Annotated in this window: 15 protein-coding genes, 5 tRNA genes and 2 pseudogenes; 14 read left to right on the top strand and 8 right to left on the bottom strand. The window is 72.2% G+C overall.

What is annotated here, in order from left to right; translation table 11 throughout:
* Nucleotides 1-32: 32 nt before the first annotated feature.
* Nucleotides 33-161 (top strand): annotated as a pseudogene (locus CCN33_RS32825) (GNAT family N-acetyltransferase); the annotation flags it as partial.
* Between the two features lie 57 nt (nucleotides 162-218).
* On the opposite strand, the pseudogene CCN33_RS31000 reads toward CCN33_RS32825, so the two are convergent.
* The 3 genes and pseudogenes from CCN33_RS31000 to CCN33_RS08110 form a co-directional block, all read right to left on the bottom strand.
* Nucleotides 219-548: pseudogene (locus tag CCN33_RS31000) on the bottom strand (GNAT family N-acetyltransferase); the annotation flags it as partial.
* 70 nt (nucleotides 549-618) lie between these two features.
* The gene (locus CCN33_RS08115) at nucleotides 619-1,440 is read right to left on the bottom strand and encodes an aminotransferase class IV (RefSeq protein WP_086692688.1); all 822 of its coding nucleotides are present in this window, start codon (nucleotides 1,438-1,440) and stop codon (nucleotides 619-621) included.
* Nucleotides 1,437-2,510, bottom strand: coding sequence for a chorismate-binding protein (locus CCN33_RS08110; protein ID WP_086692686.1), 1,074 nt, complete (start codon nucleotides 2,508-2,510; stop codon nucleotides 1,437-1,439). The genes CCN33_RS08115 and CCN33_RS08110 overlap by 4 nt, the downstream gene beginning before the upstream one ends.
* A gap of 179 nt (nucleotides 2,511-2,689) precedes the next feature.
* On the opposite strand from CCN33_RS08110, the gene CCN33_RS08105 reads away from it, so the two are divergent.
* The 7 genes from CCN33_RS08105 (at nucleotide 2,690) to CCN33_RS08075 (ending at nucleotide 5,130) form a co-directional block, all read left to right on the top strand.
* Nucleotides 2,690-2,762: transfer RNA gene (locus tag CCN33_RS08105), tRNA-Gly, on the top strand.
* A 38-nt stretch (nucleotides 2,763-2,800) separates the two neighbouring features.
* A tRNA-Cys gene (locus tag CCN33_RS08100) sits at nucleotides 2,801-2,874 on the top strand.
* A gap of 1 nt (nucleotide 2,875) precedes the next feature.
* A tRNA-Val gene (locus CCN33_RS08095) sits at nucleotides 2,876-2,947 on the top strand.
* A gap of 26 nt (nucleotides 2,948-2,973) precedes the next feature.
* A tRNA-Val gene (locus CCN33_RS08090) sits at nucleotides 2,974-3,045 on the top strand.
* Between the two features lie 62 nt (nucleotides 3,046-3,107).
* A tRNA-Val gene (locus tag CCN33_RS08085) sits at nucleotides 3,108-3,179 on the top strand.
* A 69-nt stretch (nucleotides 3,180-3,248) separates the two neighbouring features.
* Nucleotides 3,249-4,310 carry an SAV2148 family HEPN domain-containing protein gene (locus CCN33_RS08080; protein WP_086692684.1) on the top strand — a complete coding sequence of 354 codons (1,062 nt, stop codon included), beginning with the start codon at nucleotides 3,249-3,251 and terminating at the stop codon, nucleotides 4,308-4,310.
* A 94-nt stretch (nucleotides 4,311-4,404) separates the two neighbouring features.
* The gene (locus CCN33_RS08075; RefSeq protein ID WP_086692682.1) at nucleotides 4,405-5,130 is read left to right on the top strand and encodes an exonuclease domain-containing protein; all 726 of its coding nucleotides are present in this window, start codon (nucleotides 4,405-4,407) and stop codon (nucleotides 5,128-5,130) included.
* Between the two features lie 16 nt (nucleotides 5,131-5,146).
* On the opposite strand, the gene CCN33_RS08070 is transcribed toward CCN33_RS08075, so the two are convergent.
* Nucleotides 5,147-6,007, bottom strand: coding sequence for a phosphotransferase enzyme family protein (locus tag CCN33_RS08070; protein ID WP_086692680.1), 861 nt, complete (start codon nucleotides 6,005-6,007; stop codon nucleotides 5,147-5,149).
* 152 nt (nucleotides 6,008-6,159) lie between these two features.
* Here CCN33_RS08070 and CCN33_RS08065 point away from each other — a divergent pair, with 152 nt between their 5' ends.
* The 6 genes from CCN33_RS08065 (at nucleotide 6,160) to CCN33_RS08040 (ending at nucleotide 11,637) form a co-directional block, all read left to right on the top strand.
* Nucleotides 6,160-7,086, top strand: a complete 927-nt coding sequence (locus CCN33_RS08065; RefSeq protein ID WP_244173725.1) for a carbohydrate ABC transporter permease — start codon at nucleotides 6,160-6,162, stop codon at nucleotides 7,084-7,086.
* Entirely contained in the window at nucleotides 7,083-7,916 is an 834-nt protein-coding gene (locus tag CCN33_RS08060; protein ID WP_086692678.1) for a carbohydrate ABC transporter permease, read from the top strand. The genes CCN33_RS08065 and CCN33_RS08060 overlap by 4 nt, the downstream gene beginning before the upstream one ends.
* Complete coding sequence (locus CCN33_RS08055) at nucleotides 7,916-9,196, top strand: ABC transporter substrate-binding protein (RefSeq protein WP_086692676.1); 1,281 nt, start codon at nucleotides 7,916-7,918, stop codon at nucleotides 9,194-9,196. The genes CCN33_RS08060 and CCN33_RS08055 overlap by 1 nt, the downstream gene beginning before the upstream one ends.
* Before the next feature lie 56 nt (nucleotides 9,197-9,252).
* Entirely contained in the window at nucleotides 9,253-10,455 is a 1,203-nt protein-coding gene (gene mgt, locus CCN33_RS08050; protein WP_086692674.1) for a macrolide-inactivating glycosyltransferase, read from the top strand.
* 156 nt (nucleotides 10,456-10,611) lie between these two features.
* On the top strand, nucleotides 10,612-11,157 hold the full coding sequence (locus CCN33_RS08045) for a DUF1697 domain-containing protein (RefSeq protein ID WP_086692672.1): 546 nt from the start codon (nucleotides 10,612-10,614) through the stop codon (nucleotides 11,155-11,157).
* 177 nt (nucleotides 11,158-11,334) lie between these two features.
* Nucleotides 11,335-11,637, top strand: coding sequence for a hypothetical protein (locus CCN33_RS08040; RefSeq protein WP_086692670.1), 303 nt, complete (start codon nucleotides 11,335-11,337; stop codon nucleotides 11,635-11,637).
* Nucleotides 11,638-11,658: 21 nt separating this feature from the next.
* Here CCN33_RS08040 and CCN33_RS08035 read toward each other — a convergent pair whose 3' ends face one another.
* Genes CCN33_RS08035 through CCN33_RS08020 form a run of 4 tightly spaced genes read right to left on the bottom strand, consistent with a single transcriptional unit; the run spans nucleotide 11,659 to nucleotide 15,206 of the window.
* Nucleotides 11,659-12,399 carry a sirohydrochlorin chelatase gene (locus tag CCN33_RS08035; protein ID WP_086692668.1) on the bottom strand — a complete coding sequence of 247 codons (741 nt, stop codon included), beginning with the start codon at nucleotides 12,397-12,399 and terminating at the stop codon, nucleotides 11,659-11,661.
* A gap of 6 nt (nucleotides 12,400-12,405) precedes the next feature.
* Nucleotides 12,406-13,290, bottom strand: a complete 885-nt coding sequence (locus CCN33_RS08030) for an ABC transporter permease (protein ID WP_086692666.1) — start codon at nucleotides 13,288-13,290, stop codon at nucleotides 12,406-12,408.
* Nucleotides 13,277-14,080: an ABC transporter ATP-binding protein gene (locus CCN33_RS08025; protein ID WP_392227886.1), complete on the bottom strand. Its 804-nt coding sequence runs from the start codon at nucleotides 14,078-14,080 to the stop codon at nucleotides 13,277-13,279. The genes CCN33_RS08030 and CCN33_RS08025 overlap by 14 nt, the downstream gene beginning before the upstream one ends.
* A 13-nt stretch (nucleotides 14,081-14,093) precedes the next feature.
* Nucleotides 14,094-15,206, bottom strand: a complete 1,113-nt coding sequence (locus CCN33_RS08020) for an aliphatic sulfonate ABC transporter substrate-binding protein (protein ID WP_086692662.1) — start codon at nucleotides 15,204-15,206, stop codon at nucleotides 14,094-14,096.
* Between the last annotated feature and the right edge of the window lie 115 nt (nucleotides 15,207-15,321).

The raw sequence follows: 15,321 nt of genomic DNA, 5'->3' as shown, positions 1-15,321 counted from the left end.
ACGCGGACGGCACCCGTTCCCGCCGCTTCCAGGTGTGCGTGAACAGCCGCCCGGCCGGTGAGATCCACCTGGACACCTCGCCGTTCCTCGGCCCCTCGGTGGCCCGCGTCACCGGCCTGCGGATCGACGAGCCCGACCGGCGGCGCGGCCGGGGCACGGTGGCCATGCTCGCCGCCGAGGAGGTGGCGCGCAGCTGGGACTGCCGCCAGATCGAGCTGACCCTCCCGGCGGAGGACGTAGCCGAGGGCGTCGGCGAGGCGGGACGCGGGCTCGTTCTCCGCCGGGAGGGTCAGCTCGATCTGGCGGCAGTCCCAGCTGCGCGCCACCTCCTCGGCGGCGAGCATGGCCACCGTGCCCCGGCCGCGCCGCCGGTCGGGCTCGTCGATCCGCAGGCCGGTGACGCGGGCCACCGAGGGGCCGAGGAACGGCGAGGTGTCCAGGTGGATCTCACCGGCCGGGCGGCTGTTCACGCACACCTGGAAGCGGCGGGAACGGGTGCCGTCCGCGTGCTGCTGAAGCGGCTCGGTCGGCCGCAGTGTCGTCGTCATCACGGGAGTTGTACCCGCTCGGCGGCGCCGGCTCAGCCCAATTACCGGCGCCCGCCGAGCGGATGGGGTCTCACGGGTTCAGGTCGGCGCGCGAGCGCTCCTCGAAGATCCGCATGGCCTTGGCGGTCACCGGACCCGGCGCGCCCGGCAGTTCACGGCCGTCGACCCGGTGCACGCCCTGGACGTCGCGCAGCGAGGAGGTCAGGAAGATCTCTTCGGCGCGCTCCAGCACGTCCAGCGGGAGATCGGTCTCCTTGGCGCCGGTCCACTCGACGGTCAGCGCGCGGGTGATGCCGGCCAGGCAGCCGGAGGGAACCGGCGGGGTGTGGATCTCCCCGTCGAGGACGACGAACACGTTGGAGCCGGTGCCCTCGCAGAGCTGTCCGACGGAGTTGGCGAACAGCGCCTCGGACGCGCCCTGTTCGTGCGCGCGGGCCAGCGCGACCACGTTCTCGGCGTACGAGGTCGTCTTCAGGCCGGTGAGCGCGCCGCGCTCGTTGCGGATCCAGGGGACGGTGACGACCGCCGTGGAGTCGGGGCGGCGGGTGGCCTCGCTCGCGGCGACGACCAGGGTCGGGCCGTGCTCGCCGCGTTCGGAGCCGAGGGGGGCCTGGCCGCCGGTGTAGGTGACCCGAAGCCGCGCGAGCGGCATGGGGTTGGCCTCCAGCACGGCCGCGCAGGCGCGGGCGACCTCGTCGTGGTCGGGGTCGGGCAGGCCGAGGCCGCGGGCGGACCGGGTCAGCCGGTCGAGGTGCCGGGTGAGGGCGAACGGCTTGCCGTCGACCGCCTTCAGCGTCTCGAAGACGCCGTCGCCCACGGTGAGACCGTGGTCGAAGACGGAGACGCTCGCGGTGGTGGCGTCCCGCAGGGCGCCGTCCAGCCAGATGCTCATGTGCGGGCCTTTCCACTTTCCTGGTACTGGCCCGACGCTACCGTGAGCAGCCGGGCCCTCTTGAGTTCGGTCTCGCGCCACTCCGCGGACGGGTCGGAGCCCCAGGTGATCCCGGCCCCGGTGCCGAAGCGGAGGGCTGCCGGGCCGTCGGCGGACCGGTCGATCCAGAACGTACGGATGCCCACGGCCAGCTCGGCGGTACCCCGGTCGGCGTCGACCCAGCCGATGCCGCCGCAGTAGGGGCCGCGCGGGGCGGTCTCCAGGGCGGCGATGATGGCGAGGGCGCTCGGTTTGGGGGCGCCGGTGACCGAGCCGGGCGGGAAGGTGGCCGCGAGCAGCTCGGCCCAGCCGGTGCCCTCGCTCAGTTCACCGCGCACGGTGGAGACGAGGTGGACGAGTCCGGGGTGCTTCTCCGTGACGCACAGCTCGGGGACGGTGACGCTGCCGGTGGCGCAGACGCGGCCGAGGTCGTTGCGGACCAGGTCCACGATCATCACGTTCTCGGCGTAATCCTTCTCCAGCAGGTCCGCCTCGGTGCGCCCGGTCCCTTTGATGGGCCCGGACTCGATGGCGCGGCCGGTCCGGCGCAGGTACAGCTCGGGCGAGGCGGTGGCGATCTCCACCCCGTGCTCCGGCAGCCGTACGGTGCCCGCGTAGGGGGCGGGGTTGCCGCGGGCCAGCAGGGCGGTGAGGGCGTCCACGTCGGCGTCGGGGCCGACCGGCGCGCTCAGCACCCGGCAGAGGTTGGCCTGGTAGACGTCGCCGGCCGCGATGTGCTCCCGGATGCGCCGCACGGCGCTCATGTAGGCGGCGCGGTCCAGGGAGCTGGTCCAGTCCTCGGGGGCCGGCCCCCGCCAGGCGCCCGGTACCGGGGCGGGGACGGGCGCGCGCCGTACGTCGGCGAAGCGGGCGCAGGTCAGCGCGCCCTCGAAGTCGGCGACGACGGCCCAGAAGCCGGTGGAGTCGAGGGCGGCGGGGTCGCTGGTGACGTCGAGGAGACCGGTGGCGAGGCGGTCGCCGAAGCGGGCCAGAGGAGTCCGGGAGGAGGCGGCGGCCGGGAGGTGGAGCACATGGCCGAGTCTAGGCCGGGTGTCCGAAAGCCGAGCCGGACGGGCGGCCCGCGGGACCCTTGACCGGGGTGGCCGCCGGGTGCACCGCAGCACGCTGCGCAAACGCGTTTTTGTGCTGGCTCAGGAATCCGCTAGAGTTCAACACGTCGCCGGGACGCGCAAGCCGACCGAAACGACAAGCGGACGTAGCTCAGTTGGTAGAGCGCAACCTTGCCAAGGTTGAGGTCGCGAGTTCGAGCCTCGTCGTCCGCTCGCAGGAAGTAGGGTGTCTTCCCGATCCCTACACTCCTGGTGGAGTGGCCGAGAGGCGAGGCAACGGCCTGCAAAGCCGTCTACACGGGTTCAAATCCCGTCTCCACCTCCAAGGACGATTAGCTCAGCGGGAGAGCGCTTCCCTGACACGGAAGAGGTCACTGGTTCAATCCCAGTATCGTCCACTGGATCTTCTCGAAGGTCCCATCCCGCGCGATTAGCTCAGCGGGAGAGCGCTTCCCTGACACGGAAGAGGTCACTGGTTCAATCCCAGTATCGCGCACGCAGTGCCCCTGATCCGCTCCGCGGAGTGACATCGACGGTGTCGGTCGATCAGGGCCCCGAGGACGATTAGCTCAGCGGGAGAGCGCTTCCCTGACACGGAAGAGGTCACTGGTTCAATCCCAGTATCGTCCACACACCGAGAATCCCCCGGCCGTCCCGTACGGCCGGGGGATTCTTCGTGTCTCAGCTCGAGAAGAGCATGTGGCCGAAGCTCTTGTGGCGGTGGTGGCCGCCGTAGTGGCCGCCTCCGTGGTGGCCGCCGTGCTGCGCCCCGTCTACGAACCGGTCCACGGCGACGACTGGGTGGTGGCCGCCGCCGGGCCGGCCGGCCAGGAGTGGGTGCAGCGGGCCGTTGCGGTGCGTGAAGTGAGCCGCCGCAAGGGCTACTTGCTCGACCCGGCAGACGACAATGTGCTGAGTTTCCTGACGTTGCCGCAACTGCGCGAGCTGATGGTGCAGCACTGGCCGTGCTTCGAACCGTACTTCGACGAGCGCCGGGACCTCGAACTCGCCCTGGACGAGCTGGAGGTGACCCGCAATGTCGTCTCCCGCAACCGGGCGCTGTCCGAGGCGGTGCTGAACCAGGCCGAGCGCGCCTCCGCCCGGTTGCTGGAGCTGCTGGGCGCTGCCGGTGACGTGCCCTCGGCGGGCCGGCTCCCGGTGGACGCGGTCGAGGACCTGGTCGGCGACCGGTACGCGGACGTGGTCGCCGTGCACTCCGACCGGGTGCGGCTGATGGGTCAGTTCCCGGCCGAGGACCTGTTCGGCGGGGCCCGCCGGCTGGACGCCATCGGCATCGGGCTCAACCTGCTGGTGCAGAACTTCTCCGGCCGCCGCCTGGTCCGGCTCGCGGAGTCCGGCTGCCGGGTCCGGCTGCTCTTCCTCAACCCCGCCTCCAGTGCGGTCAAGCGCCGGGAGCGCGAACTCGGCATGAAGCGCGGCGAGTTGGCCCGCTCCGTCGAGATGAACATCCTGCACATGCGCCGCGTCCGCTCCCGGCTGCGTGACCCGGGCGCCTTCGAGATCCAGGTGTACGACGAGACCCCGCGCTTCACGGCCTACCTGGTGGACGGCGACGGCGCGGACGGCGTCGCCGTGGTGCAGTCCTACCTGCGGGGGGCGCGCGGCATGGAGTCGCCGGTCCTGGTGCTGCGCGGCGGCAGCCGGGTGGTCACGTCGGACCAGTCGGGCGATTCCGGACTCTTCCCCACCTATCGGGAGGAGTTCGAGCTGGCCTGGGCGGACTCGCGGCCGGTGTCCTGAGCTCCGCCACCGACGGGCGGCCGGGGGCGTTGTCAGTGCCCCGTGTCATGGTGGAGCCACTGGGGGAACGCACCACCAAGAAGGGGGGCCGCCCATGGGCTGGCACCGGGAGCCGCTGATCGGCTTCGACCTGGAGACGACCGGGACCGATCCGCGTCAGGCGCGCATCGTCACGGGCGCCGTGCTGGAGGTCAGGGCCGGCGAGACCCTGGGCCGCCGGGAGTGGCTGGCCGATCCGGGCGTGGAGATACCCGCCGACGCGGTCGCCGTGCACGGCATCAGCAACGAACGCGCGGCGGCCGAGGGCCGCCCGGCCGACCAGGTCGCCGACGCCCTGGCGAACGCGCTGGTCTCCGCCTGGGATTCGGGCATGCCGGTGGTCGCGTACAACGCCGCCTTCGACCTCACCCTGCTCTCCGCCGAGCTGCACCGGTACGGACTGCCCTCGCTGGCCGAGCGGCTGGGCGGCCGTGTTCCGGCCCCGGTCGTCGACCCGTACACCATCGACCGCCGGGTCGACCGCTACCGCCGGGGCAAGCGCAATCTGGAGGCGGTCTGCGCGGAGTACGGGGTGGTGCTCGACGCGGCCCACGACGCCTCGGCCGACGCGCTGGCCGCCGCCCGGCTGGCCACCGCGATAGCCGAGCGGTACCCGAAGATAGCCGGGCTCGGCCTCGCGGAGCTGCACCGCTGCCAGGTCGAGTGGTACGCCGAATGGGCCGCCGACTTCGAGGCGTTCCTGCGGCGCAAGGGCGAGGCGGACGCGGTCGTCGACCGGGTCTGGCCGGTGCGTGAGCTGACGGACGCCGTCGTGCGGTAGGCCGCTCCGGCCGGGCTCAGAAGGGGTACCAGCGCACCGACTCGTCCCCGTCCCGAAGGGACGCCACCCGGCGTTCGAACTCGGTGAGTGCCTTGGGGTTGGCCGGTGCGTGCTGCGCTACCCAGGCGCAGCTCGCCGTCTCGCGGGCGCCGCGCAGCACCGAGCAGCCCTCCCACTCGCGCACGTCCCAGCCGTAGGCCGAGGTGAAGGCGTCGTACGCCTCGGCGGGCAGGCCGTAGCGGTCGCGGGAGAGGGCCATCACCACGAGGTCGTGCTCGCGCAGGTCGGCCGAGAAGGTCTCCAGGTCCACCAGGACCGGGCCGTCCGGGCCGATGTGCACATTGCGGGGCAGCGCGTCCCCGTGGATCGGGCCGGGCGCCAGACGGGGGGTCAGCGCGGCGGCGGCCGAGGCGAAGCCGTCGCGGCGGGCACGCAGATAGGCCGCGTCCTCGGGGTCGATCGCGTCGCCCGCCAGCCGCAGCCAGCGCTCCACCCCGCCCAGCAGTTCGCGGGGCGGCAGCGGCACGGGGGGAGCGGGCAGGGCGTGCACCAGCCGCAGCAGCTCGGCCAGGTCGCGGGGTTCAGCGGGGCGTACGGCGTCGGGCAGCCGGTGCCAGACGGTCACCGGGTGGCCGTCGACCAGCAGCGGTTCGGGCTCGGCCGCCCGTACCGAGGGCACCCCGGACGCGGCCAGCCAGGCCGCCACGGCCAGCTCGCGGCGGGCCCGGTCGAGCAGTTCGGCGTCCCGGCCGACCTTGACGACCAGGTCCCCGGCGGCGAACACGGCGTTCTCGCCCAGGGCGAGGAGGCGCGCGTCCGCCGCCGGGGGCAGCACCTTCGCACCGGCCAGTACCGCCCGCGCCCGTGCCTCGTCCATCGTCCGCCTCCGTGCCCTGTGGCCGTGTTGTGTGTTCCGATCCCGGCCAGTCTCGCATTCGCACAGGTCGGACGGTGTGCGGTCCCTTGACGGACCGCGGCGCGTTCACGACCATGAACACGCCAACCGGGCCAGGGGAAGGGGTTGATTCCATGACCTCGCCGGTGACCTCGCCGGTCGAAGCACGGCGTCCGCCCGTGCGCCACGGCGGCCGCGACCAGGCCGTCTGGTTCCTGGTGCTGCCCGCCCTGATCCCGATCCTCGTGCTCAGCGTGGGCCCGCTGCTCTACGGCGTCCTGCTGTCCTTCACCGACGCCCAGTCCGGCCGCACCGCGCCGACCCGCTGGATCGGGGGGCTGAACTTCCAGGACCTCCTGCACGACACGCTGTTCTGGGAGTCGTTCCGGATCGGCCTGGTGTGGGCGGTCGGCGTGACCGTCCCCCAGTTCCTGCTGGCGCTCGGCCTCGCCCTGCTGCTCAACCAGGACCTCAGACTGCGCTGGCTCGCCCGCGCCCTCGCCATCGTCCCCTGGGCGATGCCCGAGGTGGTCGTCGGCATCATGTGGCGCCTGGTCTACAACCCGGACGCGGGCATCCTCAACGAGACGCTGCGCGACCTCGGCCTCGGCGACGGACGGGACTGGCTGAGCGGTCTGGCCACCGCGCTGCCCGCCGTGGTCGTCGTCGGCATCTGGGCCGGGATGCCGCAGACCACGGTCGCCCTGCTCGCCGGCCTGCAGAACACCCCGCGCGAACTCCACGAGGCGGCCGCCGTGGACGGCGCCGGCGCCTGGCGGCGGTTCCGCGCGGTCACCTGGCCCGCTCTCAGGCCCGTCGCCCTCTCCATCACCGCGCTCAATCTGATCTGGAACTTCAACTCCTTCGCCCTGGTGTACGTGCTCACCAGCGGCGGACCCGGCGGAAAGACGCGGCTGCCCATGCTGTTCGCCTACGAGGAGGCTTTCCGCTACGGCCAGTTCGGCTACGCGGCCGCGATGGGCTGCGTGATGGTCGCCGTCGTCTCCGTCGTGCTCGCGGTGTTCCTCGCCGGCCGGCTGAAGGGGGGCGAGGACGCGTGAGGACCCGGCCCGCGGCCCGCGCGGGGCAGTATGCCGCCCTGCTGGCCTATCTGATCTTCCTGGCCTTCCCGTTCCTCTGGCTGCTGTCCACCGCGTTCAAGCCGCCACGCGAACTCGGCAGCCTCCACCCCACCTGGATCCCGCACCGCCCCACCCTCGCCAACTTCCGGCAGGCGTTCGACGAGCAGCCCCTCCTGCACGCCGCCCTCAACTCCCTGCTCGCGGCGCTCGGCGCCGCCGTCGTCGCCGTACTGATCGCCACCCCGATGGCGTATGTCATGGCCCGGCACCGCACCTGGCCGGCGCGGGCCGCGAGCGGGTGGGTGGTGGTCAGCCAGGCGTTCCCCTTCGTGCTGATCATCATCCCGCTGTTCCTGGTGCTGAAGCGGCTGCGGCTGATCGACTCCCTGGCCGGGCTGACCCTGGTCTACGTGGTGTGGTCACTGCCGTTCGCGCTGTGGATGCTGGTCGGGTACGTACGAGCGGTCCCCGTCGAACTGGAGGAGGCGGCGGCCGTCGACGGGGCCGGGCGGCTGCGGACCCTGGTGTCGGTGACGGCGCCGCTGCTCGCGCCGGGCATCGCGGCGACCGCGCTGTTCGCGTTCGTCACGGCGTGGAACGAGTTCTTCTTCGCGCTCGTGCTGCTCAAGAGCCCCGGCAACCAGACCCTGCCGGTCGTGCTGACCCATTTCATCGGCGCGGAGGGCGTCGCCGACCTCGGCCCGCTGGCCGCGGCCGCGTTCCTCGCCACCCTGCCCTCCCTCGTGGTGTTCGCCCTGCTCCAGCGGCGGATCACCGGGGGCCTGATCGCCGGAGCGGTGAAGAGCTGATGCGGACCAGGATCACCGTGGCGGTCGCCGCCCTCCTGCTGCTCCTCGCGGGCTGTTCCTCCGGCGGTCGGACGGAGGGCGGGCCCGTCACCCTGCGCTTCCAGTCCCTCGCCTGGCAGCAGGAGTCGGTCGCCGCCAACAAGGAACTCGTGCGGGAGTGGAACGCCGCCCACCCGGACGTCCGGGTCGAGTACGTGCAGGGCAACTGGGACGGCGTCCACGACCAGTTGCTCACCTCCTTCGAGGGCGGCGAGGCCCCCGACGTCATCCACGACGCCGCCGACGACCTGGCCGACTTCGCCTACGGCGGCGACCTCGCCGACCTGAGCGGGCTGCTGCCCGCCCGGCTCAGGGCGGACATCCCGCGGCGCAGCTGGCAGGCGACCACCTTCGGCAAGGGCGTCTACGGCGTGCCCTTCCTCCAGGAACCCCGCGTGCTCATGGCCAACTCCCTCTGGCTGCGGAAGGCCGGGGTGCGCATCCCGACGCCCGGACACCCCTGGAGCTGGGCCGAATTCCGCGAGATCACCGCGCGGCTCAGCGGCGACGGCAAGTACGGGGTCGCCTGGCCGCTGAAGGAGCCCGTGTCCGTCACCCTCAACCTCGGGCTCTCGGCGGGCGGCACGCTCTTCCGGCGGGGGAGCGACGGCAAGGTGAGCGTACGGTTCGGGGCCGGTGACGCCGTCGTGCCGCGCACCGTGCACGACCAGGTCGCGCGTGACCGCAGCGCGCCCGCCTCGACGCTCGGCAGCGGGGGCTCGGACACGCTGCCCGGCTTCTTCGGCGGGCGGTACGCGATGGTCCCGCTGGGCTTCTCCTACCGCCAGCAGATCGAGCAGCAGGCCCCCGAGGGCTTCCAGTGGGAGGTGCTGCCCGCCCCGGCCGGCGCCGACGGGCTCACCCAGGGCGTCAGCCCGCAGACCCTCTCCATCGCCGAGGGCTGCCCGCACAAGAAGGAGGCCGCCCGGTTCATCGACTTCCTGCTCAGGCCGAGGAACATGGTGCGCCTCGCCCTCGGCGACTGGATGCTCCCCACCGGCACCGAGGCCCTCGCCGACCCGGCCCTGCACACCACCGCTCACGGCTGGGCCACCGGCACCGCCCTGGCCGCCCAGCTACGCCCGGCGCCCGCCCAGTCGGTGCGCGGCTACCCGGAGTGGAAGGACAAGATCGCCACCCCGGCCTTCCAGGAGTACTACAGCGGCGCCATCGGCCTCGCCGACCTGCGAAAGAGGCTGGAGAAGGACGGCAACCTGGTACTCGCCCGCTACCAGCGCTGAGCGGCCGGGCGTAATTCGCTGGAGCGGGTCGTCCGGCTCCCCCTAGCCTCGACGCCATGACCCACCGGCGCCCCGCACACATCGCCATGTTCTCCATCGCCCAGCACGGCCATGTGAACCCCAGCCTGGAGGTGATCAGAGAACTCGTCGCACGCGGCCACCGCGTCACCTACGCCATCCCGCCGCTCTTCGCCGAGAAGGTCGCCGCCACGGGCGCCGTGCCCGTGCCCTACACCTCCACCCTGCCCGGCCCCGACGACGACCCCTCGGCGTGGGGAACCACGCTGCTGGACAACGTCGAACCCTTCCTCGCCGACGCCACCCAGGCGCTGCCGCAGCTCATCAAGGCGTACGAGGGCGACGAACCCGACCTGGTCCTGCACGACATCGCGTCCTACCCCGCCCGCGTCCTGGCCCACCGCTGGGGCGTGCCCGCCGTCTCGCTCTCCCCGAACCTCGTCGCCTGGGAGGGCTACGAGAAGGAGGTCGCGGAGCCCATGTGGGCCGAGCCGCTGAAGACCGAGCGCGGCCAGGCGTACTACGCCCGCTTCGCGGGATGGCTCGCCGAGAACGGCATCACCCAGCACCCGGACCCCTTCGCCGGCCGGCCCGCCCGTTCGCTGGTCCTCATCCCCAAGGCGCTCCAGCCGAACGCCGACCGGGTCGACGAGCGCGTGCACAGCTTCGTCGGCGCCTGTCAGGGCGACCGCGCGGACCAGGGCACCTGGGAGCGGCCCCGGAGCGCCGAGAAGGTGGTCCTCGTCTCCCTCGGCTCGGCCTTCACCAAGCGGCCCGCCTTCTACGCCGAGTGCGTACGCGCCTTCGGGTACCTGCCCGGCTGGCACCTCGTCCTCCAGATCGGCCGGCACGTGGACCCGGCCGAACTCGGCGAGCTGCCCGCCAACGTCGAAGTGCGCTCCTGGGTACCGCAGCTGGCGGTGCTCCGGCAGGCCGACCTGTTCGTCACGCACGCGGGCGCGGGCGGCAGCCAGGAGGGGCTGGCCACGGCCACCCCGATGATCGCCGTCCCGCAGGCCGTCGACCAGTTCGGCAACGCCGACATGCTCCAGGCGCTCGGCGTGGCCCGCACCCTGCTCACCGAGGAAGCCACCGCCGACCGCCTCCGCGAGACCGCCCTCGCGCTGGTGGACGACGCCGAGGTGGCGGCCCGGCTGCGGCAGATCCAGGCCGACATGGTGCGCGAAGGGGGCACGACGCGGGCCGCCGACCTGATCGAGGCGGAGCTGCCCGGCCGCTGACCTCGGTGGAGAAACGTTGTTGAACCAGTCACAAGATCGTGGAGGAGTTGCCCGGCGCCCCCTCGATCCGACAGAGTTTCCCGTAACCGGCGTACCGTCCGGTACGGCCGTCGTGCCCGCCCCCACGGGGCACGACGGCCGTTCTATCGTGGGCGGATGACGACGACGTACGCGGCGCTGCTGCGCGGGATCAACGTGGGCGGCAACAAGAAGCTCCCCATGGCCGACCTGCGAACTCTCCTGGCCGAGCTGGGCCATGACGACGTGCGCACCCATCTCCAGAGCGGTCAGGCCGTGTTCACCGCCTCCCAGGGGGACGAGGGCATCCTGGCCGGGGAGTTGAGCGTGGCCATCGAGAAGCGGTTCGGCTTCCCGGTCGACGTCATCGTGCGGGACCACGCCTACCTGACGGCGGTCGCGGAAGCCTGCCCGTTCCCCGCCGACGCGCTGGAACCCAAGCAGGTGCACGTCACCTACTTCTCCGGCCCGGTGGACCCCGAGCGCTTCGCCGGGATCGACACCGCCGCCCGCCTCCCCGAGGAGTTCCGCCTCGGCGACCGGTGTCTGTACCTCTACGCACCCGACGGGCTGGGCCGCTCCAAGCTGGCCGAGGAGCTGGGCCGCCCGCGTGTCACCAAGGGCCTGGTCGCGACCACCCGGAACTGGAACACCGTCCGCAAACTGGTCGAGCTGACCGGCTGACGGCCCCTTCTACCGGACGGCCGGTGAAAGTCAACCCCCTTTCACTCCAAAGGGGTTGATTGCTGGTGCCGTCGGCCGGTTCGTGGGTAACGTCACCGACCGAGCCGACCCGGCACGCTTCCCTCGCCGCAGCCCGGCCCCCGTAAGGCCCCCGGATCAGGAGTGAGGACGACAGACGTGAACGCGTACAACCACCCCGGCAGCACCTCCGGCCGACCGGTACCCGGTGGCGACGGTACCGACCTGGAGACGCTGATCCGGCTCGCGGACGGACTCGTCGCCGCGCTGCACGCCGAGTACCCGGTGCTCCTCGAACACGGTGAGATCATCCAGGCCGAGCTGGCCCTCGCGGCCGACGACGGCTTCCCGCCCAACCGGGGCCGCATCCGCCACCAGCTCGACGACCTCTGCATCGGCGCCGCCGCCGGCACCGGCACCCTGGAGTACACCCGGCGCCTGACGACGGCGCTCAACCTGTAGAGCGCTTCTCCAGTGGAGCGCTCAAGCGCCCACGGCCACCGGGACCGACCGCAGCGCCTCGGTGTAGCGGTCGAGCAGCACCCGCGCCACCTCCGGCGCCGGGCCCAGCACATCGGCCAGGACGTCCGCGTCGGCCGCGCCCCGCGCGATCCGGTCGGGCAGGAAGCCCGGCGCCAGCACATAGGGCGCGACGGCCACCCGCTCGCACCCCTGGGCGCGCAGCTCGCGCACGGCGTCCTCGGTGCGCGGCAGGCGGGCGGAGGCGAACGCGGGTCGCACGGCGCACCAACCGGTGCGCCACCACTCCCGCGCGATGTCGGCGATCACCGCGATCGCCTCCGCGTCGGAGGACCCCGCCGAGGCCAGCACGACCCCGGTCGAGGACTTGTCGGCGGGCCTGACCCCCGCCTCGTAAAGGCGCCGTTCCAGCGCCGAGACCAGCAGCGGCGACGGGCCGAGCACCTCCGCCTGCCGGACCCGCATCCCGGGCGGCGCCTCCCGCAGCACGGCCGGGATGTCGGCCTTGGCGTGGAAGGCGCGGGTCAGCAGCAGCGGCTGCGCGACCACCTCGCGCACCCCGCCGGCCGCCAGCGACTTGAGCACACCGCCGACCGAGGGCACGTTGAAGTCGAGGAAGCCGGTCGCCACCCTGAGGTCCGGCCGCATCGACCTCACCCGCGCGACCAGGGCGTGCACGGTCGCGGCGTGCCGGGGGTCGCGGCTGCCGTGGGCGACGATCAGGAGAACGGGTTTGTGGTGCATGGGAGTTCAGCTCTTCACCAGCAGGCCTCGGCTGCGCAGTACCCACCGCTCCAGCGGACTGAAGATCAGCAGGTCGACCGCGATGCCGACGAACAGGATCAGCAGGATGGCCTCGAACACCATCGCCATGTCGAGGGCGTTGCGGCCGTTCTCCAGCAACTGGCCGAGGCCGACGCCCAGATCGGGGAAGGACGCGATGATCTCGGCCGCCATCAGCGAGCGCCAGGAGAACGCCCAGCCCTGCTTCATCCCGGCCACGTAGCCGGGCAGCGCGGCGGGCAGCGTGATGTGCCAGACGCCCCGCAGCCCGCCGGCGCCCATGGTGCGGCCCGCCCGCAGGAACAGCGGCGGCACCTGGTCGATGCCGGACACCAGGCCGTTGGCGATGGAGGGCACCGCGCCGAGCAGGATCACCGCGTACATCATCGAGTTGTTCAGCCCCAGCCAGATCACCGCCGGGGGCACCCAGGCCACCGAGGGCAGCGACTGGAGGCCGGACAGGATCGGCCCGATGGCCGCGCGCACGAACTTCACCCGCGCCACCAGCAGGCCCAGGGGAGTGCCGATGAGCAGGGCCAGGCCGAAGCCGAGCAGACCGCGCGAGACGCTGGTCCAGATGTAGCCGAGGAGCTTGCCCGCCAGCCAGTCCCGCTGGACCGCCTCCCACACCGCCTTCGGCGCGGGCAGCTTGGTGCGGTCGGTGACGATCCCGAAGGACACCAGGGCCTGCCAGACCAGCAGCACCACCAGGACGGCGGTGACCGGCGGCAGCACCTTGGTGACCAGGGTCTGCCTCAGCGGCACCCGTGCGCCGTGCGGGGTCTCCAGGGCGTCGAGGCCCGCCTCCACGCTCCCCGTGCCGGGAGCCGGTGTCGTCTCAGTGCTGGCCATGGCGGCGGATCTCCCCTCGCAGCGCCTCGGTGATCTCCAGGGACAGTTCCGCCACGGGGGCGTCCTCGATGCGGCGGGGCTGCGGGATGTCCACCGTCCACTGGTGGGCCACCTTGCCCGGCCGGGAGGACAGCAGCACGACCCGCTGGGCCAGCCGTACCGCCTCGCGCACGTTGTGGGTCACGAACAGCACCGACAGGCCGGTCTCCGTCCAGACGCGGGTCAGCTCGTCGTGCAGCACGTCGCGGGTGATGGCGTCGAGGGCCGCGAACGGCTCGTCCATCAGCAGCAGTCCGCTCTCCTGCGCCAGCGCGCGGGCCAGCGCCACCCGCTGCCGCATACCGCCGGAGAGTTCGTGCACCCGCTTGCCGTACGCGCCCCCCAGCCGCACCAGTTCGAGCAGCGACTCGGCCTTGTCGCGACGGTCGCTCTTGGGCACGCCCCGCAGGCGCAGGGCGAGTTCGATGTTCTTGCCCGCGGTCAGCCACGGGAAGAGGGCATGCTCCTGGAACATCAGGGCCGGACGGCCGTCGGTGTCGATGGACCCGGCGCTGGGCCGGTCAAGGCCCGCGACCAGGTTGAGCAGGGTCGACTTGCCGCAGCCGGAGGCCCCCAGGAGGGTGACGAACTCGCCCGGCGCGACATCGAGGCTGATGTCGTCCAGCACGAGCTGCTGTCCGCCCGGGCCCGGATAGGACTTCGAGACGTGGTCGAGGCGGGCGGCGTACTCGACCGCCGGGCCGGCCGTGGTGAGGGTGGTGGCCATGGTCGTCACCTCCTGGGAACTCATCGGTTGGCGTCGGTCAGTCGGTGCCGAGACCGGCGGCGTCGACCTTGGGGGCGCCCTCGGCGCCGAGGACCTTGTTGAGCAGGGTCAGGTCGTAGATGCCCTTGAGGTCGGGCTTGGCCAGCAGGCCCGCCTTGACCGCGTGGTCGGCCTCGGTGTTCAGGGTCGCGGCCAGCGGGTCGTCGGTGGTCTGGATCGACTTCCACGCCGGGTCCAGCACGGCGGGGGCCAGCGCCTTGCCGGAGTCGGCCTCCAGCTGCTTGTTCGCCGCCTCCTTGGCCGCGTCCGGGTTGGCCTTGATCCACTTGTTGGTGCGCACCGAGGCCCGCAGCACCGCCTCGACGGCCTTCGGGTGGGCCTTGAGGAACTTCTGCGACACGATCACGTTGGTGATCACGAACTTCTTGTCCGGCCACAGGTCGGACTCGTCCAGCAGCACCTTGCCGCCCTCGGCGACCAGCTTGGACGCGGTCGGCTCCGGCACCCACGCACCGTCCAGGGAACCGGCCTTGAAGGCGTCCGGGGTCACCTTGTTGTCGCTGCGGACCACGGTGACGTCACCCTTGCCGCTCTGCGCGTCGACCTGGTAGCCCTGCTCCGCCGCCCAGTTGAGGAAGGCGACGTCCTGGGTGTTGCCGAGCTGGGGCGTGGCGATCCGCTTGCCCTTGACGTCCTTGAGCGACTTGATCTTCTTGGGGTTCACGACCAGCTTCACCCCGCCGGACGCCGAACCGCTGATGATCTTCAGGCTGCGGCCGCCGGACTTGGTGTAGCCGTTGATGGCGGGGGAGGGGCCGATCCAGCCGATGTCGATGGAGCCGGAGTTGAGCGCCTCGATCTCGGAGGGGCCCGCGTTGAAGGTGGCGTAGTCGGCCTTGGTGGCGCCCAGTTCCTTCTGGAAAAGGCCCTGCTGGCGGCCGACCAGCGCGGTGGCGTGGGTGAGGTTGCCGAAGTAGCCGATCTTGACGGAGTCCAGGCCGTCGATCTTCTTGGCTCCGGAGGCGACCTTCTGGTCGGCGGGGTCGTCCTTGGCCTCGGACCCGTAACCGCAGGCCGCGAGGGCCAGCAGGGGGAGTACGGCGAGAACGGTGAGACCGCGGCGCGGCAGCGGCGAACGGTTGGCAGGCACGGGAGGCGTTTCCTCTCGTCGGCCCGGCGGTCACGGCGTCAGGCCGTGGCCGGGAGGTCGATGGGTCTTCGTCGTCGCAACCGGGACGTCGTCGGGTGGGGGGAGGGCATTGCGT

This window comes from Streptomyces recifensis, from assembly GCF_002154615.1.
In the GTDB taxonomy this organism is placed as follows: domain Bacteria; phylum Actinomycetota; class Actinomycetes; order Streptomycetales; family Streptomycetaceae; genus Streptomyces; species Streptomyces griseoluteus.
This window is presented reverse-complemented; position numbering and strand designations above follow the sequence as displayed.